Annotated in this window: 22 protein-coding genes and 1 tRNA gene; 7 read left to right on the plus strand and 16 right to left on the minus strand. The window is 71.4% G+C overall.

The window, feature by feature from the left end; all coding sequences use genetic code 11:
• Window positions 1-34: 34 nt before the first annotated feature.
• A complete protein-coding gene (locus DEU32_RS10480; protein WP_114850484.1) occupies window positions 35-1,042 on the minus strand; it encodes a sugar phosphate isomerase/epimerase in 1,008 nt (335 codons plus the stop codon).
• The gene (locus DEU32_RS10485; RefSeq protein WP_114850485.1) at window positions 1,039-2,244 is read right to left on the minus strand and encodes a Gfo/Idh/MocA family protein; all 1,206 of its coding nucleotides are present in this window, start codon (window positions 2,242-2,244) and stop codon (window positions 1,039-1,041) included. Before DEU32_RS10485 ends, DEU32_RS10480 begins: the two co-directional genes overlap by 4 nt.
• 104 nt (window positions 2,245-2,348) lie before the next feature.
• Here DEU32_RS10485 and DEU32_RS10490 point away from each other — a divergent pair, with 104 nt between their 5' ends.
• Complete coding sequence (locus DEU32_RS10490; protein WP_114850486.1) at window positions 2,349-3,350, plus strand: LacI family DNA-binding transcriptional regulator; 1,002 nt, start codon at window positions 2,349-2,351, stop codon at window positions 3,348-3,350.
• Between the two features lie 27 nt (window positions 3,351-3,377).
• Here DEU32_RS10490 and DEU32_RS10495 read toward each other — a convergent pair whose 3' ends face one another.
• A complete protein-coding gene (locus DEU32_RS10495; protein WP_114850487.1) occupies window positions 3,378-4,373 on the minus strand; it encodes a glycosyl hydrolase family 18 protein in 996 nt (331 codons plus the stop codon).
• 345 nt (window positions 4,374-4,718) lie between these two features.
• Here DEU32_RS10495 and DEU32_RS10500 point away from each other — a divergent pair.
• Window positions 4,719-5,881, plus strand: a protein-coding gene (locus tag DEU32_RS10500; RefSeq protein WP_114850488.1) for an IS3 family transposase whose coding sequence is annotated in 2 segments (ribosomal slippage) — window positions 4,719-4,998 and window positions 4,998-5,881 — 1,164 coding nt in all. Because the reading frame shifts where the segments join, the coding sequence is not laid out codon by codon here.
• A 496-nt stretch (window positions 5,882-6,377) separates the two neighbouring features.
• Here the strand turns inward: DEU32_RS10500 and DEU32_RS10505 are convergent.
• The 8 genes from DEU32_RS10505 to DEU32_RS10535 all read right to left on the minus strand — a co-directional run bounded on the left by DEU32_RS10505 (window position 6,378) and on the right by DEU32_RS10535 (window position 13,443).
• Entirely contained in the window at window positions 6,378-6,692 is a 315-nt protein-coding gene (locus DEU32_RS10505) for a cold-shock protein (RefSeq protein ID WP_114850489.1), read from the minus strand.
• Between the two features lie 9 nt (window positions 6,693-6,701).
• Window positions 6,702-7,376 (minus strand): hypothetical protein, encoded by a 675-nt coding sequence (locus tag DEU32_RS16930; protein WP_141862538.1) that lies wholly within the window; start codon window positions 7,374-7,376, stop codon window positions 6,702-6,704.
• Between the two features lie 694 nt (window positions 7,377-8,070).
• On the minus strand, window positions 8,071-8,538 hold the full coding sequence (locus DEU32_RS10510) for a hypothetical protein (RefSeq protein ID WP_141862540.1): 468 nt from the start codon (window positions 8,536-8,538) through the stop codon (window positions 8,071-8,073).
• Window positions 8,525-8,926, minus strand: coding sequence for an ImmA/IrrE family metallo-endopeptidase (locus DEU32_RS10515; RefSeq protein ID WP_167510123.1), 402 nt, complete (start codon window positions 8,924-8,926; stop codon window positions 8,525-8,527). Before DEU32_RS10515 ends, DEU32_RS10510 begins: the two co-directional genes overlap by 14 nt.
• Before the next feature lie 381 nt (window positions 8,927-9,307).
• Window positions 9,308-9,396: transfer RNA gene (locus DEU32_RS10520), tRNA-Ser, on the minus strand.
• Window positions 9,397-9,760: 364 nt separating this feature from the next.
• Complete coding sequence (locus tag DEU32_RS10525; protein WP_114850492.1) at window positions 9,761-11,068, minus strand: LCP family protein; 1,308 nt, start codon at window positions 11,066-11,068, stop codon at window positions 9,761-9,763.
• Window positions 11,069-11,176: 108 nt separating this feature from the next.
• Window positions 11,177-11,848 carry a GntR family transcriptional regulator gene (locus DEU32_RS10530; protein WP_114850493.1) on the minus strand — a complete coding sequence of 224 codons (672 nt, stop codon included), beginning with the start codon at window positions 11,846-11,848 and terminating at the stop codon, window positions 11,177-11,179.
• A gap of 146 nt (window positions 11,849-11,994) precedes the next feature.
• Window positions 11,995-13,443, minus strand: a complete 1,449-nt coding sequence (locus DEU32_RS10535; protein WP_306669558.1) for an MFS transporter — start codon at window positions 13,441-13,443, stop codon at window positions 11,995-11,997.
• Between the two features lie 83 nt (window positions 13,444-13,526).
• Between DEU32_RS10535 and DEU32_RS10540 the strand changes: the two genes are divergently transcribed.
• The 3 genes from DEU32_RS10540 (at window position 13,527) to DEU32_RS10550 (ending at window position 18,313) form a co-directional block, all read left to right on the plus strand.
• On the plus strand, window positions 13,527-14,789 hold the full coding sequence (locus DEU32_RS10540) for a cobalamin-independent methionine synthase II family protein (protein ID WP_229666950.1): 1,263 nt from the start codon (window positions 13,527-13,529) through the stop codon (window positions 14,787-14,789).
• A 133-nt stretch (window positions 14,790-14,922) separates the two neighbouring features.
• A complete protein-coding gene (locus DEU32_RS10545; RefSeq protein WP_114850494.1) occupies window positions 14,923-16,293 on the plus strand; it encodes an AAA family ATPase in 1,371 nt (456 codons plus the stop codon).
• Window positions 16,286-18,313 (plus strand): VWA domain-containing protein, encoded by a 2,028-nt coding sequence (locus tag DEU32_RS10550; protein ID WP_114850495.1) that lies wholly within the window; start codon window positions 16,286-16,288, stop codon window positions 18,311-18,313. The genes DEU32_RS10545 and DEU32_RS10550 overlap by 8 nt, the downstream gene beginning before the upstream one ends.
• Before the next feature lie 74 nt (window positions 18,314-18,387).
• On the opposite strand, the gene DEU32_RS10555 is transcribed toward DEU32_RS10550, so the two are convergent.
• The 5 genes from DEU32_RS10555 to DEU32_RS10575 are packed head-to-tail and all read right to left on the minus strand — an operon-like array spanning window position 18,388 to window position 22,271.
• The gene (locus DEU32_RS10555; RefSeq protein ID WP_114850496.1) at window positions 18,388-19,185 is read right to left on the minus strand and encodes an SCO1664 family protein; all 798 of its coding nucleotides are present in this window, start codon (window positions 19,183-19,185) and stop codon (window positions 18,388-18,390) included.
• Entirely contained in the window at window positions 19,182-19,709 is a 528-nt protein-coding gene (locus DEU32_RS10560) for a DUF3090 domain-containing protein (protein WP_114850497.1), read from the minus strand. Before DEU32_RS10560 ends, DEU32_RS10555 begins: the two co-directional genes overlap by 4 nt.
• Before the next feature lie 33 nt (window positions 19,710-19,742).
• On the minus strand, window positions 19,743-20,453 hold the full coding sequence (locus DEU32_RS10565; protein ID WP_114850498.1) for an MSMEG_4193 family putative phosphomutase: 711 nt from the start codon (window positions 20,451-20,453) through the stop codon (window positions 19,743-19,745).
• 10 nt (window positions 20,454-20,463) lie between these two features.
• Window positions 20,464-21,174 carry an ABC transporter ATP-binding protein gene (locus DEU32_RS10570; protein ID WP_114850499.1) on the minus strand — a complete coding sequence of 237 codons (711 nt, stop codon included), beginning with the start codon at window positions 21,172-21,174 and terminating at the stop codon, window positions 20,464-20,466.
• Complete coding sequence (locus tag DEU32_RS10575; RefSeq protein WP_114850500.1) at window positions 21,171-22,271, minus strand: ABC transporter permease; 1,101 nt, start codon at window positions 22,269-22,271, stop codon at window positions 21,171-21,173. The genes DEU32_RS10570 and DEU32_RS10575 overlap by 4 nt, the downstream gene beginning before the upstream one ends.
• 148 nt (window positions 22,272-22,419) lie before the next feature.
• Here DEU32_RS10575 and DEU32_RS10580 point away from each other — a divergent pair, with 148 nt between their 5' ends.
• Together DEU32_RS10580 and DEU32_RS10585 are read left to right on the plus strand one after the other, a co-directional pair.
• A complete protein-coding gene (locus DEU32_RS10580) occupies window positions 22,420-23,589 on the plus strand; it encodes a sensor histidine kinase (protein ID WP_114850598.1) in 1,170 nt (389 codons plus the stop codon).
• Window positions 23,586-24,206 carry a response regulator transcription factor gene (locus DEU32_RS10585; RefSeq protein WP_114850501.1) on the plus strand — a complete coding sequence of 207 codons (621 nt, stop codon included), beginning with the start codon at window positions 23,586-23,588 and terminating at the stop codon, window positions 24,204-24,206. Before DEU32_RS10580 ends, DEU32_RS10585 begins: the two co-directional genes overlap by 4 nt.
• Window positions 24,207-24,239 lie beyond the last annotated feature (33 nt).

A 24,239-nucleotide genomic window follows, 5' to 3' on the forward strand; every position in this document is an offset into this window, starting at 1 on the left:
CCGCCACGTGCCTCCCGTCCGCCCTGTGGTCACGTCATCCGGTCTGCGCGACGCGGGCCGCCTCCGCGGCCCGGAGGACCTCGGCCGCGACGGCGACCCCCTCCTCGCGACCGAGCTCGGTGTCCTCGTGCTCGATGTTGACGAGCATGTCCGGGTCGACCGCGTGCAGGGCCTCGAGGAACGCCGTCCAGTACGCCGTCGGGTGCCCCTTGCCGAGCGCGACGAAGTCCCAGGCGGACGGTGTCGGCCACGCGTTCGCCCACTCGTCCCCGCCGAGGTTCGTCCGCGGCTCGTCCGGCGACAGCCGCCGGAACGAGTTGTCGAGCACGCCGTTCAGCGCGACGGCGGGGTTCACCCGGACGTCCTTGGCCGCGGCGTGCACGACGAGCGGTCCGAGCTCGCAGACCACGGCGACCGGGTCCATCTGCTGCCAGAACAGGTGTGACGCGTCGAGCTCGACCCCGACGTTCGTCAGGCCGCCGCGATCGACGAGCTCGCGGATCGTGGCGACGTTGAACACGAGGTTCTGGGGGTGGAGCTCGAGGGCGACGGTCACGCCGTGCTCCCGCGCCAGGGCGTCGATCTCCTGCCAGAACGGCACGGCCACGCTCCACTGGTGCTCGAGCACGTCGAGCGCCGCGGAGTTCCAGGCGTTCACGACCCAGTTCGGCCGGGTGCCGCCGGGCTCCCCCGCCGGCAGGCCGGACATCGTGACGACCCGGGTCTGGCCGAGTCGCGCCGCGAGTCGGATGCTGCGACGGACGTCCTCGGCGTGCGCGGGACCGATCACGGGGTCGGGGTGCAGCGGGTTGCCGTTGCAGTTCAGTCCGGCGATCTCGACGCCGGTGCCGTCGAACTGCGCGAGGAAGGCGTCCCGCGCACCGTCGTCGACCAGGATCGCGTCGACGTCCGGCACGTGCACCGGGGGCAGGAACCCGCCGGTGTTCAGCTCGATGCCGGTGAGGCCGTTCTCGGCGACCACCCGGAGCGCGTCGGCGAGCGGCCGGTCGTGCAGGATCGCGCCGTAGAGCCCGAGCTTCATGCGTGCACCGCCTGCCGGACGGTCTGCGCCGCCCCGTCGGCCGCCGCGGAGCGGACCACCGCGTCGAGGACCTCCATGTTGTGCACGCCGTCGTCGAACGTGGCGTTCGCCGGCAGGGCGTCGGCTGCTCCGACGACCTCGTCGAGGAACGCGCGCGCCTGGTACTCGAACATCTGGTTCTGGCCCCAGCCGACCCCGGGAGCGTCCATCGCCATGCCCCCGGCGACGTAGGGGTGGTCGGGTCCGAGGACGACCTGCCGGTACCCGCCGGTCCGCGGTCCGTCGGACTGCAGGGCGAGCCCGATCTCGGACGGCCGCTCCTGGTCCCAGCGCGCCGAGCCGCGCTCGCAGAGGACGTCGACGACCAGGCCGTTCGGGTGCCCGGTCGCGACGCGGGACACCTCGAAGGTCCCGACCGCGGCGCCGTCACCCAGGCGCGCGACGAACGTGGCGTGGTCGTCGTTCGTGACCGTCGCCGTCTCGCCCGTCGTCGCGGCCTGCTGCCCGCGGAGCACGTTCCCCGCTGCGACGGGCCGTTCGGTGATCGCGGTCGTGAAGGCGCCTCCGCTGACGCTCGCGACCGGGCCGGCGAGGAACTCGGCGACGTACGCCAGGTGCGAGCCGACGTCGGCGAGTGCCCCGGTGCCGGGGATCCCGGTGAAGCGCCACGAGGACGGCACGTCCGGCGAGGCGCCGTAGTCGGTCCAGTAGCGCCCGGCGACGTGCAGGACCCGGCCGAGCGTGCCGTCCTGCACGAGCTCGCGGATCGCGGCCAGCCCTGGGGCGCGTCGGTAGGTGAAGCCGACCCGGCCGAGCACGCCGGTCGCCACGGAGGCACGGGCGGCGTCCGCCATCGCGCGGGCGTCGTCGAGCGAGTCGGCCAGCGGCTTCTCGCACAGCACGTGCTTGCCCGCGGCGAGGAGCCCCTCGACGACCTCGCGGTGCAGGCGGTTCGCGACCACGACGCTCACGACGTCCACGTCGTCGGCCGCGGCGATCGCCCGCCAGTCGGTGTCGTGCCGCTCGTACCCGAAGCGCCGCGACGCGGCGGCGGCGAGCGGTTCGTCCACGTCGCCGACCGAGACGAGCCGCACAGGCGGCAGCGTCGGGGCGAAGAGGGAGGGGGCGTTCCGCCACGCCGCCATGTGGGCCTTGCCCGCCATGCCGGCGCCGATGACGGCGACCCCGATGCTGTCGACCATGCGTGCTCTCCTTCGAGACGAGGTGGCTCCAACCGATTCTGGAACGTTCCAGACTCGTTGGCGGTACTGTAGCCCGAGCAGTCCATGTCCTGTCAAGGAGCCGCGTGTCCCCTCGCCCGCCGACGATCATCGACGTCGCCACACGCGCCGGCGTCTCGAAGTCCCTCGTCTCGATGGTGATGCGCGACGACCCGGGTGTCTCCCCCGCCCGGCGGTCCGCCGTCCTCGCCGCCGCGGCGGACCTGGGCTACCGGCCGAACCGGGCGGCCGCGATCCTCGCCGGCACCCGCACCAGGACGATCGGCGTCGTCGTCGACGACTTCCGGAATCCCTGGTACGTCCCGATGCTCGACGGCATCCGCGCGGCCCTCGCCCCGCACGGCCTCCGGCTGACGCTGGCCGACACCCGCGCGAACGAACACCTCGGCTCGTCGCCGCTCGACGACCTGCTGTCCCTCCGCGTCGACGGGGTGGTGCTCGCCGCCGAGGGCTTCGCCGACGCCGTCGTGCCGGCGGACGTCCCGGTCGTGGTCGCGGGCGAACGGGCGACGGTCCCGACCGGCCTGGACGTGGTCGCCTCGGACGAGGCCGCCGGCGGCCGGTCCGCCACGGGTCACCTGCTCGAGCTGGGTCACCGGCGCATCGTCCATGTCACCGGCTCGGGAGGCCCGGCTGCCGCCCGCCGCGCCGCCGCCGTCGAGCGGATGGTCGCCGCCGGCGTCACCCCCGTGGTCGTCGGCGACGGCCCCACCGCCGAGGCCACCGGCTACGAGGGCACCCGCCGCGCACTCGCGGAGCACCCGGACACGACGGCGGTGTTCGCCGCGAACGACGTCATGGCGATGGGCGCGATCGCGGCGGTCCGGGACGCCGGACTCCGGGTCCCCGAGGACGTGTCGGTCATCGGGCACGACGAGACCCCGCTGGCGGGATCGCCCCTGGTGCGCCTGACGACGGTGGACCCGCACAACGACGAGGTCGGACGACTGGCGGCCGAGCGGCTCGTCCGGCTGATCGGGGCACCGACGCCGGACGCGGCACCGCTGCGCCTGCTCGTGCCGCCGTCGCTCGTCGTCCGGTCGACCACGGCGCCACCGCGGCCCTGAGCCCTTGGTCAGTGCTGGCCCCGCCGATCAGTCCGGCAGGGGCTGCGTCCCGAGGGACCAGAGCGCGACGCCGTGCAGCCCGAGCTCCCGGGCGAGCGCGACCCGTGCCCGGTAGGACCGCGCGTCCGACCAGTGCAGCGCACGGCCGTTCGCGAGGGCTGCGGACCACTCCCCGGTCCGGTCCGACCACCGCGCCCGGTCCCCCGCGAGGGTCCGCGCGTAGGCGGGCGACACCTGCCCAGCGTCGCCCCCACCCCAGACGTACCCGTAGCCCGCGACCCCGAGGTCGATCCGGTCGGCCGGCAGCCCCTCGCGCTCGGCCGCGACGACCACCCGCTCCGCCCACGGCAGCGCCCCGATCGTGCCCGGGTCGCTCCACGGCCCGTGCTCGTCGTAGGTCATGAGGACGAACCGGTCGACGTGCCGGGCGAGGGCGCGGAGGTCGTACCCCGTGTCGCGGAACCCCGCAGCTGAAATCGAAGCCATCACGGCCATCGAGACCTCGGCGTCGGGGCCGAGTTCGTCGTGCACGGCGTCGACGAGGACCGCGGCGAACGCCACGAGGCCGTCGCGGTCCCGGGCACGCAGGGACTCCAGGTCGACCTGCACGCCGTCGGAGCCGGTGCGCGATGCAGCCCGGGCGAGCTGCCGTGCGACGCGCTCGCGGTTCCCGGCGTCACCGAGGAGCGCCGTGCCGACCTCGGGCGAGAAATCGCCGAGCGCCTCCGAGTAGTTGCTCACGAGGAGCTCCGACCGGGCACCACCGCGGTCGGCCGCGCGCGCGAGGTCCCGCACGCCGTCGGGCACCGACCGGAGCCCCGACCCGTCCTCGGTCAGCGTGACGCCGTCGACGCCGATCGTCGCCGCGTGCTCGGTGGCTGCGGTGACCCGGTCGACCATGCCGGACCCGGGTTCGGCGTAGGCCTCGACGGCCGGCGCGCTCGACCCGGGCGCGGTCGCGCACCCGGCGAGCACGACGCCCGACAGGACGAGGACGACCGCGACACCTGACCGACGGAGCACGCCGCTTACGGTAGCCGACGGCCGGACGCGGGGCGTGCCACCCGTCCGGTGGCGGCCGCAGGCGGGCGAGACGCCGCCAGGCGAGCGAGACGCCGCCCTGTTCGACACCGTGTCGCCACATCGGCGGCGTCTCGGCAGATCCGGGGCGTCTCGTGGGACGGGGCGCGAATGGCCGAGTCAGCGTCACGGCCCAGCCACGCAGCTCTCACGGGCATCCGATCGGCGGCAGGGCCTCGGTCGTGACTAAGCCACGGTCGAGACTCAAACCGTGGCTACGGGACTGCTGCAGGTTTGGTTGACTCCTGACAGGTAGGGGCACTGGTTCCTGCTGGAAGGATGTGCGCCATGGTGAAGGCGTATCCGGAAGAGTTCCGCCGTGATGTGATCGCGGTCGCTCGGAAGGGTGAGGCGTCGGTGCGGCAGGTCGCGAAGGACTTCGGAGTGTCCGAGTCCTGCCTGGCCCGCTGGCTGCGCCTCGCGGACCGCGACGACGGCATCAGCGCTGCAGCGGCTCCGTCGGGGAGAGCGGTCGAGCAGGCGGAGCTGCGGGACGCGCAGAAACGGATCCGGTTGCTCGAGCAGGAGAACGAGATCCTCCGCCGGGCGGCGGCGTACTTCGCCCAGTCGCAGCTCCCAAAATGATCTACCCGCTGGTCCTCGAACTCGCCGCAGACCGGATCCCGGTCGCGGTGGCCTGCCGGGTGCTGGGATTCTCGAAGCAGGCGTTCTATCGGTGGCGTGCGAGCCCCGTGTCGAACCGCGACTGGGACGACGCGCACCTGACCAACGCTGCGATTGACGCGCACCGGGATGACCCGACGTTCGGGTACCGGTTCATCGCCGACGACCTCCAAGCGGCCGGCCACCGGGTTTCGGAACGGCGGGTGTGGCGGTTGTGCTCCCAGCAGCGGCTCTGGTCATTGCACGCGAAGAAACGCGGCCTGCACCGCAAGGCGGGACCACCAGTGCACGACGACCGGGTCCGACGGGCGTTCACGGCACCGGATCTGGACCGGTTGTGGTTGACGGACATCACGGAGCATCGGACCGGTGAGGGCAAGCTCTACCTCTGCGCGATCAAGGACGCGTGCTCGCGGCGCATCGTCGGCTACTCGATCAGTGACCGGATGCGTTCCTCGCTCGCCGTCGCGGCCCTGCAGATGGCAGTGCAGCGCCGGAACCCGGCCGGGACGGTCGTGCACTCGGACCGCGGCAGCCAGTTTCGTTCCAAGCGCTTCGTCCGTGCGATCGAGGACGCCGGGCTGCTTGGGTCGATGGGGCGGGTCGGGGCGTGCGCGGACAACGCGGCGATGGAATCCTTTTTCGCGCTCCTGCAGAAGAACGTCCTCAACCGGACACGATGGGCCACCCGGGAAGAGCTCCGGCTCGCGATCATCACCTGGATCGAAGCGACCTACCACCGGAAACGACGGCAACGAGGTCTCGGCAAGTTGACCCCGATCGAGTACGAGACGATCATCAACCCACAGGTCGCACTCGCGGCCTAAACGAATGAGTCAACCGAACCTGCAGCAGTCCCCATCACCGTCTGAGCCGTCGACGGTAGCGAAGCTGTGCCGGTAGGCATACAAGGGGTGCAGCACTCGGGCGTACGCCGCGAAACCCGTACCGACGACGCCACCCGGCGTCGCCCACCCCCCAACACGAGCACGCAACCAGTCCCCACGGCGGGTGTCCGTAATGAGCGGCATGCCGTCACCGTACCGACCACAACCGGACACGCCCCGACCCCGGGAGGCAACGACCTGAGACTGCTTACGGTTCCAACTGCTCGTAACGGAGGTAGGTGTGGACCGTCTCCCGACTGACGCCGTACTCCCGCTCCGACATCGACTCCGGCACCCCAGCACCCGCACGGTCCAGGAGCAGGAGCAAGCTCAAACCGATTCAGCAGCGAGGTGCGCGGCTAGCTGTCTACGGGGAACAAAAGGGCGCCACGGTCTTCCGGTTGAACCGGAAGCCCGTGGCGCCCTCGTCGAAACGTCAGTTCTTTGACTGGTCGTCGTTCTTCGTGTCCCACTCGATTGTCAACTGGGAGTTGAGGACACCGGAGGCGGCAGCCCCGGCCGGAAGACCCTCGCTCTCATCAACGAGGACTCGTGTTGCCTGAGCCTGATAGGGAGGGTGAGGAGTCATTTCCCACTCCACCCCGACGGGTTCGCCGACGGCGAGGTAGCCGAAGGTTCGGCCTTCGATCGCGCTGAAGTGCACCCAGACGCCGCCGTCAACCTCATCGACGTCGACAACACCCCAACCTTCGTCGCCATCCCAGCTGCGGACGACCCCTGGCACTGGCATCGGAGATCCCTAGCAGGAGGTAGCCGACCCGCAGCGGTTGCCCGTTGCGGTGAACGATCCGTACACCTGAAGGGTCGCAGTACCGTTGCCCTTCACACGCCAGGTGTACACGCCCGAGTAGGCGATGTGCGTTCCGTCGGGCGAGCCGCTGTAGTTACCGTGGAACTGGTACGAGCAGTTCACCGTGTGTCCCGACTGAGCCTGCTGCGACTTCCCGTTCTTCGTCCAGTGCTGCGGGGCTTCGGTGACGAGGCCCGTAGCTGTCGCGCAGGCGGCTGGCGAGAGCTTGATGCCCCACGGGACGGTGTTCCCTCCGCACTGGTGCTGCACGGTGTAGCTGAGGTTTGCGTCCGAGAACTTGTAGAACTTGTTGCAGAGAAGCTTCGTCCCCTGTGGCCCGGCGACTGCGGGGCTTGCCGCTGCCCGACTCGCGACCTGCGCCGGCTGATCCGCGTTGACGTCATCGGCAGGAGTGACGTCTCGGACGGACTGCAAGGTCCCGGTCGAGGATGTCGTGCTGGATGTTCCGTCGCTGTTGGTGATCGTCAGCGTGCTTGAGAGAACAGGCTGATCAGTGTCAGCCGTGGTGGCGTCGGCATGCGCCGGCGCCGCAAGAGTGAGTGAAAGAAGGACGGCCCCCAGTGGCAATGCCCACAGTGCCGAGCGCTTCGATGTGATTCGCATGGTGCTCCCCTCGTACGGCCGAGTGCCGTGTGATCCCTTCTACCGCAGCTGCGACGCGGGTCGCGTCATCCCCTCGAATGATCGGGTAGCCACGCGGCTACCCAACGCACAGATGCGTCCGGCTTGCCACCACTGCGTCAGTTGACGGCTGCGCTCACTTCTGGCGAGGTCGTCTAGCGCGACCGAGGAGCAAGCAGAGTCCTCCAAGGAGTAGGCAAATCACGCCGGCAATCGCGAAGAGCCCAGCGCTAGCCAACCGTTCCTTCAGCAAGAATGCGAAGGCAGTGATGAAACCGCCGAACGCGAACACCATGAGGATCGTACCGGTGTCGCTGGCGGATGATCGCCACGATCGTCGCCCTTTGCGGCGGGTGAGGCCGAGGAAGTCGGCGGCGTTCCGGAGTCGCATCAGTTCACCGTTCGGCGATACATGAACCACTGCGTCCCAGAGAGCCACGGCGTGAGCACCAAGCCGCAAAGCACGGCATCAGTCCCCGTCGCTAATCGCGACGTCCGGTGGCCGCGGTCGGAGGCACTAGGAACTCCGTGCTCGTTCATCATCGACCTGGTCGCTTGAAGTGGAGAACGGGTCGCCTCGTTCACGGAGCGCGCGTTGCTCGTTCAGTGGGATTCAGGCACGGCGCGCACGTAAGTTGAATTTGCCACACCGCGTTCATTCGCGGGACCGTGCTGGCTACTTCTCCGGGATCATCGGATCGTGCGTTTGGGGAAACAAATGACGAGTGATGACGAGCATCAGGCCGACTACCTGCGCCACGCTACCCCCCGCCCAAGTGCTGAGAACCACGGGGCTTGCTTCCTTGCCGAAGTAGATCATGTAAGCCACGATCCCGAGGACGCTCACGGTAGCGAACGCGAGCACGATCCCGTACACAGTCCAGAACAGGACCGGCCTCCACTTCGTGTTTTGGCCAGCCTGGTTCGCGACCTCCTCGGCCTGCTTGTTCCGCGCCGCTTCGTAGTCGTCGACCGGTGTCGACGCCGTCTGCATGCGGACGATTGCCTCTTGCCAGTTCGGCTGAAGCCGGTAGGGAACGTCTCCGCTCAGATCTTCTGCTGGCTCTTCACCAAAGTTGAATGGAGGATCAACATCCGGCTCCGAATCGTTCTGAAGACCCAAGTTGTCGTCAATGCCCGCCATCGAGAAGTCCGAGAGCGCGGAGACGGCTGCGGACTGCCGGCTGCGAGACGACGAAGCGATCCGACAGCGACGCGACGCTGAGGCCCTCGTCCGCTGCAGCGATGAACTCGCGCGTCGGCATTAACAGATTAGCCGCGAAATGCTCTGCGAACCACTCGCGCGCGTCGTTGGGCTTGGCATTGCGATGGTCGACGAACGAATACTCACCGTCGTCTTGGCGCTCTCTCTCGAACCAGTGGCCGAGTTCGTGGGCGCACGTGAAGTTCTGCCGCAGTAGCGGCTCGTTTGCATTGATGACAATCTCGGCCGGTTCCCCAGCACGCTTGCTGATCCTCCCCGACTCGTCATCGTCGAGGTAGGCACGGTACACGCGCATGCCGAGCTTCATCGCGATACGTGCCGGGTCGACTGGGATCTGCCCGTCCCAGTGCTGCTGTAGGGCACGGAGGGCCGCGGACCGAGCTACGTCTTTGACAAGTGCCATGGTCAGACCTCCCTCCACACGTGCGTCGCAAAATCAAACGCTAGCAGCGGCTCGTCTGTTCCCTCCGCTACGGCGCGATCTGGATGCAGACCGAACGCAGGTCGCACCGCAGGCACAACCTCGATACCACTGACGGCACGGGAGCCGAGGTCGCATGGGCCAGAGTTGATGTCGCACGGAGCGCCGCGTGCTTCCGAAAGCCAGCTCTTCGATCCGCACCAACATTGAGATGCACGGCCTCGACCCATCAACATGGACGGGTCGAGACCGTTAACATCCCCGGTGCGGAGACGGAGGGATTTGAACCCTCGGTCCCCTAAGGGGGACTCCACCTTAGCAGGGTGGTGCACTCGGCCTGACTATGCGACGTCTCCACGCACTCTCGCGAGTGCTGCGACCACCATACAGGAGGACGAGCACCCCCACGAACGCGGCGCGAGACGGCGCGAACCTGCCGGTCCCCTGAAGTGGGGACACCAGGGGGTTGTCGGGACGTACCCCGGTCAATAGCATCATCGGGACGCGACGATCACATTCCGGGGTTCTCCCTCGCAGTCGCGACACAGCACCGGACGCCGTTCCCACTCGATCCGAGCCCGGCGCGCCCGATCGCGCGGCGCTCGAAGGGGAACGGACAGGGGGCGCGGACCAGGTCCGCGCCCCCGCTCTGGTTCTGCGACCCCTGCGACGCTGCGTCCGGCACCCCGGCGCCTGCTACCGGGCCGTTCGCGAGGCCGGTCAGGAGCCGAACGCGCGCGAGCAGGTCTGCTGATCGGCGGACTGCCCCTGCAGGCCGTCGATCGTGTCGGCCGACGACGGCACCGCGGGCGCTGATGATGCGGGCGGAGCCGACGCCGACGGAGCCGACGCGGACGGGGCCGGGGCCGACGGCGTGGACGGTGCCGCCGGGGCGGCGGGTGCCGCCGTCGCCGGCGCCTGCTCCGACCCGATGCCGGTGCTGTCCGCCCCGAGCGAGAACGACTGGTCCGCCTCGATCTTGGCGAACAGTTGGTCGGCGAGAGCGGTCGTCGGCTGGACCTTGCCCGCGTAGACACCGGTCCCGCCGGTGGTGCCCGGGTACTGCACGAAGTTCACCTGCGACAGCGGCAGGTCCTGGAGCGCCCGACCCATCTGCACCATCGTCCCGACGTCGTTCAGGCTCTGGGACAACTGCATGTTCGAGGCGGCGGCCCGCGCGAGCTTGTAGAGCGTCGGGGGCGAGGTCAGTGTGTCGTTCGACTGCACCGTCCGCAGCAACGAGGACAGGAACACCTGCTGGCTCGAGATCCGCCCGAGGTCGGAGCCGTCACCGACACCGTGCCGGGTCCGCAGGAAGGCCAGGGCCTGGTCCCCCTGCAACGTGTTCGTCCCGGCGGGCAGGTCGAGCCCGGTGTAGCGGTCGTGGATCGGCTGGGCGACGCACACCGGAACGCCGCCGATGGCGTTCGACATCTCGATGACGCCCTTGAACGACACGGCGGCGGAGTACTGGATCGGCAGACCGGTCAGGCCCTGCACGGTCTGGACGACGCAGTTCAGCCCCCCGTCACCCCACGCGGAGTTGATCGGCTGCGCCGCCATCGCGGGCGTCGATCCGCTGCCGTCCGGCTTCTGGCACGCCGGGATCGGCGTGACGAGGTCGCGCGGGATGCTGACCGCGGTCGCGTTCGAGTGGTCGGCCGAGACGTGCAGCAGGATGGTGACGTCGTTGAGCGTGGCGTCCCGTTCGCCGTAGTCGGTCCCCTGCGCTGGGTCGTTGTCCGTGCCGACGACGAGCACGTTGAAGCCGCCCTGGTACGAGCTCAGCTCGGTGTCGTGTGCCTTCGCTGCTGGCTGCCCCTGGATCGCGACGCCGTCACCGAAGTCGTCGGTGACCTGCTTCGCGGCGATGGCGGCGACCGACGCGGTGCTCACGAGGGCCACGGCAGCGACACCTGACAGGACCTTCGTGACCGACCGCAGCGGGTGGCGTCGGCCGAGGCGTCCGTGGCGTGCGATGCCGGTCGCTCGGTTCAGCCGGTGGGACCGGTCCCGGACGTCGTTCATCGTGCTCCCTGTCGTGCGCGGACATCACCGGCGAACCAGACTGCAACACCGATCCTGGCGATCCCGTGCGAAGCCCTCGTCGTCGGGCGACCGAGCGACGGGACCCCGTCACGCCGCCGAACGGAACCGCTCGGGGAGTGCGATGAGGTCGCGGGACAGGCCGACCAGCACCGCCGCACATTCGTCGACCTGGTCGCGTTCCGCCGCGGCGAGCGCCCGTTCGACCTGCCGCAGGCGCTCACGCCGCCCGACGACCGCGTCGATGCCGTTCGCTGCGGCGACGTCGTCCGTGAAGAACATGTCGAGCACGGCCCGCTGCGCGACCAGCCAGTCGGCACTGATGAGCGCCCCACGCCGTCGGAGGGTCCAGGACCCGAGCTCGACGAGTGCCCCGGCCTCGGTCGCACAGTCGTCGAGCCACTCCGGACGGAAGCGTTCGACCGTCGCGGGCGCCGCCACAGGGGGTTCCCCGACCAGGCTGCGCGTGATCCGGAGCCGCTCGACCATCTGCCCCACCGTCCACTGGGCGACCACCACGCCGATGTACCGCTGCACGCTGACGAGCCGCAGTGCCTCGAGCGGGACGAGGGCTTCGCGCACCGGGGTCCGCGACACCTGCATGTCGTTCGCGATGTCGTCGAGCCGGAGCCGCTGCCCGCGCCGGTAGACCCCGCGCAGGACGTTCTCGAGCAGCTTGAGGAAGACCGCGTCCCGGAGCAGACTGCGGCGGATGGCAGACGGGTCCGGGACACCGCCGGCGGAGGCCGATGCGCGTTCCATCCAGTCATGGTCAGCCACGGCGACCGCCGGGTTCGCCGGTCGCCGTGGAGCCGTGGATGGAGTCGGACGAGCACGCCGTGTGGAGGAGCATCCCACGAGGGTTGCAGCGCGACGATCGCCGCGCTAAACACTCCGGATACGAAATACTACTTCTTCGACGACTCCGTCAGGACGGACAGCGGTTGCGTGATGTCCTCGAGGCCCTTCCGCGCAGAGTCGACCCCGAAGATCAGTGCGACGACACCGCCGACGATCATCACCCCCGAACCGAGCAGGTAGCCCCAGAAGAGCGGGTCGCGCGACGACCCGTCACCGATGAACGCACCGTAGATCGTCGGCGCGATCGCACCGAAGATCTGGGCCAGGGCGAAGAAGTACGAGATCGCCTGCGACCGCAGCTCGAGCGGGAAGATCTCGCTGACGGTCAGGTAGGCACTCGACGCACCGGCCGACGCGAAGAAGAACGACACGCACCAGAACACGACCTGCACGGTGGCGCTGATCGCGTCCGCCCGGAACAGGAAGGCCGACGTCGCGAGCACCAGGCCCGACACCAGGTAGGTCAGGAAGATCATCTGCCGACGACCCCAGGTGTCGAAGAACCGGCCGAGGATGATCGGGCCGAGCAGGTTGCCGATCGCGAACGGGAAGAAGTAGATCGACGTCTGCGAGGTCTTCAGCCCGAAGAAGTTCGTGAGGACGAGCGCGTAGGTGAAGAAGATCGCGTTGTAGAGGAACGCCTGCGTGATCATCATCGTCGCCCCGACGAGCGTGCGGGTCGGGTACTGCCGGAGCAGCACGCGCGCGATCGTGAGGAACCCGACCTTGTCGAGCGGCGTGACCGTGAGCGCCTTCGAGTCGTCGACGTCGGGCAGGCGCTGACCGGTCGACTTCTCGACCGAGTCCTCGATCTCCGAGACCGTCCGTTCAGCCTCCTCCTCGCGGCCGTGCGTCATCAACCACCGCGGACTCTCCGGGATGTGCCGACGCAGGAAGATGATCGCGATGCCGAGCACCGGGCCGAGGAAGAAGCCGATCCGCCAGCCGATGTTCTCGGCGAAGATCGAGGTGTCGAGCAGGTAGATGTTCGCGAACGCACCGAGCGCCGCACCGCCCCAGTACGTGCCGTTGATGGCGATGTCGACGTGGCCGCGGTACTTCGACGGGATGAGCTCGTCGATCGCCGAGTTGATCGCCGCGTACTCGCCGCCGATGCCGAGCCCGGCGATGAACCGGAAGGCCGCGAGGAACCAGAAGTCCTGTGCGAGTCCCGCGATGCCGGAGCCGATCAGGTAGATCGCGAGCGTCAGGATGAAGAGCTTCCGCCGCCCGAGCCGGTCGGACATCCGGCCGAACACGAGCGCACCGATCACCTGTCCGAACAGGTAGATGGTGCCGAGGTACGTCACCTGCTGCGTGGAGAGGTGCAGGTCGGCCTGGAAGCCGGCGTTCGAGACGATCTGGATCTCGAGGCCGTCGAGGATCCAGGACACCCCCAACCCCACCACCACGCTCCAGTGGAACCGCGTCCACGGCAGCCGGTCCATCCTGGCGGGCACCAGGCTCTTGATCGCCCCGTTCGTCGTACTGCTCACGAGAGCGGACCGTACTCCGGAGATTCCAGGCTGGTTCCCAGTGGGAGTGCAGCTTTGCGTCCTCACAGAATCAGGGAGGTGCGGTGCTGCAGACGCGAGCCGTCACGTCCGACCAGCCCCGTGCCTCCCGTCGGTACGGTGGCGAGGTGCCGCTGCAGAACTCGACCGACCGCATCCTGACCACCCACACCGGGTCGCTGCCCCGGACGCCCGAGCTGACCGCGCTCCTGGTCGCCCGCGACCAGGGCGCCGCGTACGACGAGCGGGCGCTCCGCGAGGAGACCGCCGCCGTCCTGGCCCGGACCGTCGACGCCCAGCTCGACGTCGGCCTGGACGTCGTCAACGACGGCGAGGTGCCGCGCGTCGGCTTCTCCACCTACATCCGCGAGCGCCTGTCCGGCTTCGGTGGGACGGGGCACCGCAAGCCGACGCTCGACTCGGTCAAGTTCCCGGAGTACGCGGCGTTCCAGGCCCGCCAGATCGACGAGGGCGCGACGTTCGCGCGGGTCTGGGACACTCCGGTCGCGCAGGGGTTCCTGGAGTACGACCCGGAGCGCGCCGGCATCCGGGAGGACCTGGACGGCTTCGCCCGCGAACTCGACCGCAACGCCGCGGCCGGCCGCACGCCAGCCGGCACCTTCCTGTCCGCGGCGACCCCCGGCATCGTCGCGACGACGCTCCTGCTCGACGAGCAGAACCCGCACTACCGGGACCACCGCGAGTACGTCTTCGCGCTCGCCGAGCAGCTCCGCGTCGAGTACGAGGAGATCGCCGCGCGCGGGCACGTCCTGCAGCTCGACGCGCCGGACCTGGCGATGGAGCGGGTGATCCACTTCGGCGACGCGTCGCTCGACGAGTTCCTGGCCGCCGTGGACCTGCACGTCGACGCGCTCAACCACGCGCTCCGCAACATCCCGAAGGAGCAGACCCGACTGCACGTCTGCTACGGCAACTGGCAGGGGCCGCACCAGGACGACGTCCCCGTGGACGTGCTGCTCCCGCACCTGTACCGGGCCGAGGTCGGGGCGTTCAGCATCCCGTTCGGCAACCCGCGGCACGCGCACGAGTTCCCGGCGTTCCGTGACCTGCCGCTGCCCGAGGACGCGGTGCTCGTCCCCGGCGTGATCGACGTCACGACGAACTACCTCGAGCACCCGCAGCTCGTCGCCAACCGGATCGTCGAGGCCGCCGAGGCCGTCGGCGACCCCACGCGCGTCGTCGCCGGGACGGACTGCGGGCTCGCGACGTTCGCGAGCTACGAGTTCGTGGCGTCGGACGTGGCGTGGGCGAAGCTCCGCGCGCTCGTCGAGGGCGCCGAGATCGCGTCGCGCCGCCTGTTCGGCTGACGGCGGGCGAGGCGGCGCACGCCCCGTACGTGGGGACGGGACGGCCGGGAGGATCGCGGCCGGGTCCGCCACGCGGCCACCGTCGACACTGTCGGTGCGCGGGCGTAGCGTCAGACACGTGACCCGACCCACCATGAGAACGGTCGGCGAGCTCCGCGCTGCTGGGCACGTCCAGAAGTCGGTCCGCGCCGAGATCCGCGACAACCTCCTCCAGGCCCTCCGCGAGGGCCGCGACCCGTGGCCCGGCCTGCACGGCTTCGCCACCACCGTCGTCCCGCAGCTCGAACGCGCCCTCATCGCCGGGCACGACGTCGTGCTGCTCGGCGAGCGCGGGCAGGGCAAGACCCGCCTGCTGCGCACCCTGCAGGGCCTGCTCGACGAGTGGACCCCCGTGATCGCCGGCTCCGAGCTCGGCGAGCACCCGTTCGAGCCGATCACGACGGCGAGCATCCGCCGCGCCGCCGACCTCGGGGACGCGATGCCGATCGAGTGGCGGCACCGCGACGAGCGCTACGTCGAGAAGCTCGCGACACCGGACACGAGCGTCGCGGACCTGATCGGCGACGTCGACCCGATGAAGGTGGCCGAGGGACGCAGCCTCGGCGACCCCGAGACGATCCACTTCGGCCTGATCCCCCGGGGGCACCGCGGCATCGTCGCGATCAACGAGCTCCCGGACCTCGCCGAGCGCATCCAGGTCGCGATGCTCAACGTGATGGAGGAACGCGACGTCCAGATCCGCGGCTACGTGCTGCGCCTGCCGCTCGACGTGCTCGTCGTCGCGAGCGCGAACCCCGAGGACTACACGAACCGCGGCCGGATCATCACGCCGCTCAAGGACCGCTTCGGCGCCGAGATCCGCACGCACTACCCGATCGAGCTCGACGACGAGATCGCCGTCATCCGGCAAGAGGCGCACCTGACCGCCGACGTGCCGGACGCCCTGGTCGAGATCCTCGCGCGCTTCACCCGGGCGCTCCGACAGTCCAGCGCGGTCGACCAGCGCAGCGGCGTGAGCGCCCGCTTCGCGATCGCCGGCGCCGAGACGATCTCGGCCGCGGCCGTCCACCGCGCGGCCCGCCAGGGCGAGGAGCACGCCGTGGCGCGGCCGATCGACCTCGAGACCGCGGTCGACGTGCTCGGCGGCAAGATCGAGTTCGAGAACGGAGAAGAGGACCGGGCGGACGAGGTCCTCGAGCACCTGCTCCGGACCGCGACCGCCGAGACCGTCCGGGCACGCTTCCGGGGCATCGACTTCGACGTCCTCATCGAGGCGCTCGACGGCGGGACGATGGTCACCACCGGCGAGCAGGTCAGCGCCCGGGCGTTCCTCGAGGGCCTGCCGTCTATCGGCGAGTCCGACCTGTACGACCAGGTGTGCGAGCGACTCGGTGCCACGGACGACGGCGAACGGGCCGGCGCGATCGAACTGGCGCTCGAAGGGCTCTTCCTCGCCCGCCGCATCAGCAAGGAGTCCGGGGGCGGCGAGGCCGTCTATGGCTAGGCAGAACCGCCGCCTGTCCCGCGACGCCCGCTACGGGAAGTACGAGGGCGGACCCGATCCGCTCGCGCCGCCGGTCGACCTGTCCGAGGCGCTCGACGCCATCGGTGAGGACGTCATGGGCGGCACCTCGCCCGAGCGTGCCATCCGCGAGTTCCTCCGGCGCGGCGGCGAGACGCAACGGGGCCTCGACGACCTGATGCGCCGGGTCGCCGAGCGTCGCCGGGAGCTGACCAGCCGGAACAACCTCGACGGGACCCTGCAGCAGGTGCGGCAGCTCCTCGACGACGCCGTGCTGGCCGAGCGGGGCGAACTCGCCCGCAACGTCGACCTCGACGACGGCGACCGGGCCCTGGCCGAGATGCAGCTCGACAGCCTGCCGCCGTCGCCCGCTGCCGCCGTGCAGGAACTGAACGGCTACGACTGGACGAGCCCGCAGGCGCGCCAGAAGTACGAGCAGATCAAGGACCTGCTCGGGCGCGAGGTGCTCGATCAGCGCTTCGCCGGGATGAAGCAGGCGCTCGAGAACGCGACCGACGAGGACCGCGCCGCGGTCGCCGAGATGATGCGCGACCTCAACCAGCTGCTCGAGGACCACCGCGCGGGGACGGACACCCCGGAGCAGTTCGATGCGTTCATGGCGCAGCACGGGCAGTACTTCCCGTCGAACCCGGCGAACGTCGAGGAGCTCCTCGACGACCTGGCCGCCCGGGCCGCCGCCGCGCAGCGCATGCGCAACTCGATGACCCAGGAGCAGCGGGACGAGCTCGACGCCCTCGCGCAGCAGGCGTTCGGCTCCCCCGACCTGATGAGCCAGCTCGGCCAGCTCGACGACACCCTTCGATCCCTCCGCCCCGGCGAGGACTGGGGCGGCGCCGAGCGGATGGACGGCGAGCAGGGCCTCGGCCTCGGCGACGGCACCGGCGTGTTCCAGGACATCGCCGACCTCGACGCCCTGGCTGACCAGCTCGCGCAGTCCGGGCCCGGTTCGGACCTCGCCGACCTCGACCTCGACGCCCTGCAGCGCCAGCTCGGCGAGCAGGCCGGCGTCGACGCGCGGACCCTGCAGCGGCTCGAGCAGGCCCTGCGGAACTCCGGTGCCGTGCAGCGCGGCGCGGACGGGCAGCTCCGGCTGACCCCGAAGGCCATGCGGCAGCTCGGCAAGAGCCTGCTCAAGGACGTCGCCGAGCGGATGTCCGGACGCCAGGGCGCGCGGGACCTCCGCCGCTCGGGGGCGTCCGGTGAGCCCTCGGGTGCGACGCGCCCCTGGGCCTTCGGCGACACGGAGCCGTGGGACCTCCCCCGGTCGATCACGAACGCCCTCGTGCGCACCGCCGCCGACGGACGCGCCGGACCCGGTGTCCGGCTGACGATCGACGACGTCGAGGTGCAGGAGACCGAGGCGCGGACGCAGGCGTGCGTGGCGCTCCTCGTCGACACGTCGTTCTCGATGGCGATGGAGGACCGCTGGGTCCCGATGAAGCGCACCGCCCTCGCGCTGCACACCCTCGTCAGCACCCGGTTCCGCGGGGACGACCTGCAGCTCATCGCCTTCGGCCGCGAGGCCGAGGTGATGGACATCGAGCAGCTCGTGGGGCTCGACGCCCAGTGGGACAAGGGCACGAACCTGCACCACGCGCTGCTCCTGGCGAACCGGCACTTCCGGAAGCACCCGACGGCGCAGCCCGTGCTGCTCATCGTCACGGACGGCGAGCCGACGTCGCACCTCGAGCCGAACGGGCAGGTGTGGTTCGGCTACCCGCCCGACCCGGTGACGATCGCGCTCTCCGTCCGCGAGCTCGAGAACGCCGGGCGCCTCGGCGCGCAGACGACCTTCTTCCGCCTCGGCGACGACCCGGGGCTCGCGCGCTTCATCGACGCGATGGCCCGACGGGTGGACGGATCCGTGGTCGCACCGGAGAACGACGACCTCGGGGTCGCGGTCGTCGGCTCGTACCTCGGCGCGCGACAGGGCGGCACGCCGCTGTTCGGCGGCTGGGGTCGCGACGAGTGGGGCGGCTGACCAGGACCCGCGGTCCGTCGGACCACGGCCGACCCTGATCCACGATCCGTCGGGCTCCGGCTGACCAGGTCCGGTCAGAACAGCGGCCAGGGCACCGCCGACCCGTGCCCCGGGGGCGGCGGGAACATCCCGACGGCGCGGAGCGCGGCGCACCGGGCCCGGGTGTTGTCGATCTCGGCCGGCGTCAGGTGCTCCGCGAGCGCGACCCCGAGGTCCCCCCGCAGTGCCTCGGACACCCGGTCGAGTCCCTCGAGCTCGTCGGGGTCGAGCGGTTCCCCGATCCATCCCCAGAGCACGGTGCGGAGCTTGTGCTCGACGTGGAAGGTCAGGCCGTGGTCGACGCCGTACCGGTGCCCGTCCGGCATCGCGAGCACGTGGCCGCCCTTGCGGTCGGCGTTGTTCACGACGACGTCGAACACCGCCATCCGCCGGAGGGCCGCGGTGTCCTCGTGCACGAGGGTCACCGGGCGGTCGTGCTCGTCGATCGCCTCGAGCACGGGGAGCCACGGCGATTCCTCGGCGTCGGCCTCCGCGGTCGGGACGAGGTCGACGGCGTCCTGCTCGGGGTCGACGTCCTGCCACCGCTGCACCATGCCGGGGCCGAACGGCCCGTCGTCCACGAGCCAGGTGGACGGCACGACGTCCCAGCCGAACGCCTGCGACACGAGGTGCGCCGCGACCTCCCGACCGGCGAGGGTGCCGTCCGGGAAGTCCCAGAGGGGGCGTTCGCCCTGCACCGGCTTGTAGACGACGGACTGCCCGTCGAGCTCGGCGAGGAAGGTGGCGTTCGAGGCTTCGCGGATGCGCGCCCGGATCGTGAACGCGCCGTCGGCGGGGCGCGGACCGTCCGGAGTGGGCGAGGCGTCGCTCATGCGTCGTCGGGCCGGCGTCCGGCGGCGACGACCTCGCGCGTGCGCTCGACGAAGGCCCGTGCGCTGCCGACAGGGATCTTGACCTGGAAGACCTCGGCGGGCTCGGGGATCTCGACGACGGCGTCGACCTCGTCGCCGTCCTCGTCCGTCTCGGTGACGATCTCGAGCTCCTCGTCGATCGGGTACGCCTCGATCACCACCTGCGCCGTCGCGGGGTCGAAGCCCAGGCTGAGCGCACCGGCACGGAACTCGGGCTCGACGGGTTGGTCGAGCGGAGCCGCGTCGCGGAGTTCGGTCGGCGCGGACGCGGGGACGCTGAAGCGGTTGTCGTCGACGGTCGCGACCTCGTCCAGGAGCTCGGAGACCTTCTCGGCGAGGACCGCGGACTGCTCCTTCTCGAGCGCGACGCTGGTGACCCGGCGGCCGTCGCGTGCCTGCAGGTAGAAGGCGCGCTCGCCCGGGCGGCCGACCGTCCCGACGACGAGACGTTCCGGCCAGTCGAAGCCGTGCACGATGGTGGGCATGCCCCGATTGTAGGAGGGCCCGCCGACGCCCGTTCAGGCTCCGGCGGTCCCCGGACGGTCGTGGCCCGCTCCCCCGCCGACGGCCGCGTCACCGGAGGGCGCCGGGCCCGCGGCGAGCCACGACAGGTCCCCCGAGTCGGTGTTCGTCGCGACGACCTCGGGACGGTGCTCGCCGTAGCGCACGACGGACACCGACGCCGGTCCGACCGCGATGCGCTGGAACAGGTCGAGGTGCATGCCGAGGGCGTCGGCGAGGACGGACTTCACGATGTCGCCGTGGCTCACCGCGACCCAGACGGCGGTCGGGCCGTGCGCCGCCTCGACCTCGGCGTCGATGCGCCGGATCGCCGCGACCGCGCGGGACTGCATGGTCTGCATGGACTCCCCGCCGGGGAACACGACCGCGCTCGGGTTCGCCTGCACGGTGCGCCACAGCGGTTCCTTCGCCAGGTCGGCGAGCTTCCGCCCCTGCCACAGCCCGTAGTCCGCCTCGGTGATGGCGCGCTCGACGCGGACGTCCGGGCTGCTCTGCTGCTGGGCGAGGACCGCACGGGCGGTCTGCCGGCACCGTTCGAGCGGGCTCGTGACGAGGGCGGCGAGTGGGATGGGCGCGATGCGGGCGGCGGCACGGTCGGCCTGCTCGCGGCCGACGCGGTCGAGCGCGACCCCGGCGGTCCGGCCGGCGAGCACGCCGGTCGCGTTCGCCGTGGTGCGCCCGTGCCGGAGGAGGAGGACGGTCGCCATGCGCTCGATCCTAGGCCGCGACCGACGCCGCCCCCGCGGCCGACCCCGCGACCCGCCCGTCCACCACGGTCACCAGCGCGTCGAGCGCCCCACGGTGCACCAGGTCGTGCGTGACGAGCAGCGTCGCCGTCCCCCGCTCGTGCGTCAGCCGTGCGATGAGGTCCATCACGGCCCCGCCCCGCTCCTGGTCGAGCGCGCTGGTCGGTTCATCGACCAGCAGGACCGCGGGGTCGTGCACGAGCGCCCGGGCGATCGCGACGCGCTGCCGCTGTCCGCCGGACAACTGCGCGGGCCGCTTGTCCGCGTGCCCGCCGAGCCCCACGGCGTCGAGCAGGCCGTCCGCGCGCTCCCGGGTGACCCGTCGGCCGCGCGCACCGCCGAGGTGCCCCATCACGAGCAGCTGCTCCCGGGCGGTCAGCGACGGCAGCAGGTTCGACTGCTGGAACACGATGCCGATGCGCTCCCGGCGGAAGGCGGTGGCCGCGTCCCGCGAGAGCGCCGCGACGTCGACCGCGTCGACCCCGCTCCCGACGAGCACCCGCCCGGCGTCCGGCCGGATCAGGGTCGCCGCGACCGCGAGCAGCGAGGACTTCCCGGAGCCGGACGGCCCGGTGACGCCGGTCACCGTCCCGGCCGGCGCGGTCAGGGTCACGTGGTCGACCGCGGTGACACGGCGGTCGCCGTCGGGGAAGGTCAGGGTGACGTCGTCGAGGGTGATCATCGGTTGCTCCCGAGTGCGGTGAGGGGATCGGCTGCGGTGACGGTACGGAGGGCGATCGCGGCGCCCGCGAGCCCGAGCAGGGCCATCGCGACGCCGGGCACCAGGGTGGTGAGCGGGCTGAGGAGGAACGGCAGCGTGCCGCCGGCGACCGCCCCGAGCACCGCGACGAGGGCGGTGCCCGTGCCGATCCCGAGGACGAGCACGACGAGCGCCTGCCCGAGGGCGTCCCGGACGAGCGACGCCGTGCTCGCACCGAGGGCCTTGAGCACCGCGACGTCGCCGGCGCGCTGCATGGTCCAGACGGTGAAGAACGCGCCGACGACCAGGGCGGAGACCCCGAACAGCATCGCGATCATGAGCGCGAGCGAGCCGACCTCGGACCGGAACGTCCCGAGTGCCGTCAGCGACCCGAGCGGCGTCGCGGCCGAGGTGTGCGTGGCCGTGGCGACGGCGTCCCAGTCCGGCGACCCGCTGACGGCCAGGAGCGTCGGTGCCCCGCTGCCCCCGAGCCGACGGTCGGCCGCCGCCCACGCGTCGGGCGTCATCGCGACGACCGGGGTGTGGCTGTACCAGGCGTCCCCGCCGACCGACGCGACCCGGTACGCCGTACCGGTGATGCTGATGCTGTCTCCTACCCGCACGTCGAGCTGCTCGGCAGCGGCGGCCGACAGGCCGACGGCGTCGTCCCGTCCCGGCGCGAGCGCCGCGACGACGCCGTCGCCGCCGTGCGGCAGCCCGAACAGCGCCACCCCGACCGCAGCGGCGGAGGACCCACCGGCCGGGCCGCCGCTCCCGGCGGCGGCCCGCCCCTGCACGATGCCCACCGGGACCACCCGGTCGACGCCGGCCGACGTCTGCCAGCCGACCCGTGCCTCCCGGCCGATCTCGGACTCGCCGAACGACGGCTGCCCGTCGGACGGCTGCTGCAGCACGAGTCGGTCGCCGGGCAGGCCGAGCACGGCGGAGACGTTCTGCGACGCCAACCCGCCGGTCAGCCCGGCGAGGAACCCCACGAGCAGGGTGATGAGGGCCACGACGGAGCCGATGAGCACGAAGCGTCCGCGGGCGAACCGGAGATCGCGCCAGGCGACGAACACGGTCGTTCCTTCCCGGTCGTGGACCCTCCGCGACCTCCGTCCCAGCGTCGCGTCCGTGCTCCCGACGGTCATCGCCGGGTCGATCGGTCCCGGGATCGAACTTCCGGTTGATCCGCCGCGACCCGGCCGTCCGTACGCTGTCCGTGACATGGCCCACAGCACGCTCACCCCGGTCTTCGTCGGTCTCCGCACCGGCCTGCACGTGCTGTCCGCCGCGCTCCTGGCGCTCGTCGTCGTCCGGATCGTCGTCGTCGGCGGCCCGACCGCGCCGCTCGCGTGCGTGCTCGCCGGGGCGTTCGCGGTCGTCTACCTGCTCGGGGCGGTCGTCGCCCGCACGGCCGGGTCCCGCCGCGTCCTCGCCGGCGCGCTCTGGGTCGTCGGTCTGAGCGTCGTCTGGGTCGGGCTGCTCGTCCTGGTCCCCGAGGCGGCGTACCTGGTCTTCCCGCTCTTCTTCCTGTACCTGCACGTCCTGCCTCGCGTCGTCGGACCCGCGGCCGTGGTCGCCGCGACGCTCGTCGCGGTCGTGGCGCTCGGCCTGCACGGCGGTTTCACGGTCGGCGGGGTGGTCGGTCCGCTCGTCGGCGCGGGCGTCGCGCTCCTCATCGGCCTCGGGTACCGGGCGCTCGCCCGCGAGGCCGCCGAGCGCGAGGCCCTCGTCGCCGAACTCCTCGCCACCCGGGACCGGCTCGCCGCGACCGAGCGGGAGCAGGGGGTGCTCGCCGAGCGCGCACGGCTCGCGCGGGAGATACACGACACCGTCGCGCAGGGCCTGTCGAGCATCCAGATGCTGCTGCACGCGGCCGAGCGCGCGGACGGCGACCGTCCGGGGACCGAGCACATCCGGCTCGCGCGCGAGACCGCCGCGGACGGACTCGCCGACACCCGTCGCTTCATCCGGGAGCTCGCGCCCCCGACGCTCGACCAGGGGCTCGGCGCCGCGCTCCGCCGGCTCGCCGAGCAGCAGTGGACCCGCCACGGGCTCACGGTCGGCGTCACCGTCCCGGACGCCGCCCTGCCGATGGACGTCGAGACCGCGCTGCTCCGCCTGGCGCAGGGCGCGGTCGCGAACGCGATGCAGCACGCGCGGGCGGCGCACGTCGACGTCGTGGTCGCCGTGGACGGCCGGGAGGCACGACTGACGGTCGTCGACGACGGCGTCGGGTTCGACCCGGTCACCACCGGCGACCGGGCGGCGGCGACGGACTCCTTCGGCCTCCGCGCGATGGCCGAGCGCGTCGAGCAGTTCGGCGGCCGACTGACGGTCGACAGTGCCCCCGGCCGCGGCACCACGATCACCGCCGTCCTGGAGGTCCCGTGATCCGCATCGTCATCGCCGACGACCACCCCGTCGTCCGCGCGGGACTCCGAGCGCTGCTCGACGCCGAGGACGACATCGTGGTCGTCGGCGAGGCCGCCACCCCCGACGCCGCGACCGCGATGGCCGAGCAGACGGCGCCCGAACTCGTGCTGATGGACCTGCAGTTCGGGCAGGAGACCACGGGCGCCGACGCCACCCGCCGGATCCGGTCGCTCGACGCGCCGCCGTACGTGCTCGTGCTGACGAACTACGACTCCGACGGCGACATCCTCGGCGCGGTCGAGGCCGGCGCGAGCGGGTACCTGCTCAAGGACGCCCCGCCCGAGGAGCTCGTGGCGGCCGTCCGCGCGGCGGCCTCGGGCCAGAGCGCCCTCGCACCCGCGATCGCCGGCCGGCTGATGGCCCGGATGCGGGCCCCGCGGGTGAGCTTGTCGGCGCGGGAGATCGAGGTGCTGCGGCTCGTCGCCGACGGGGCGTCGAACGGCGAGGTCGCCCGACGACTGCACATCAGCGAGGCGACCGTGAAGTCGCACCTGGTGCACGTCTTCTCGAAGCTGGGGGTCGCCTCGCGCACCGCGGCGGTGTCCGAGGCCCGGGCGCTCGGCGTGCTGCGGTGATCGCTGCGTGCGGCTCGCGGACAGTGGTCGGCG

It is taken from the genome of Curtobacterium sp. AG1037 (genome assembly GCF_003349855.1).
GTDB lineage: Bacteria > Actinomycetota > Actinomycetes > Actinomycetales > Microbacteriaceae > Curtobacterium > Curtobacterium citreum.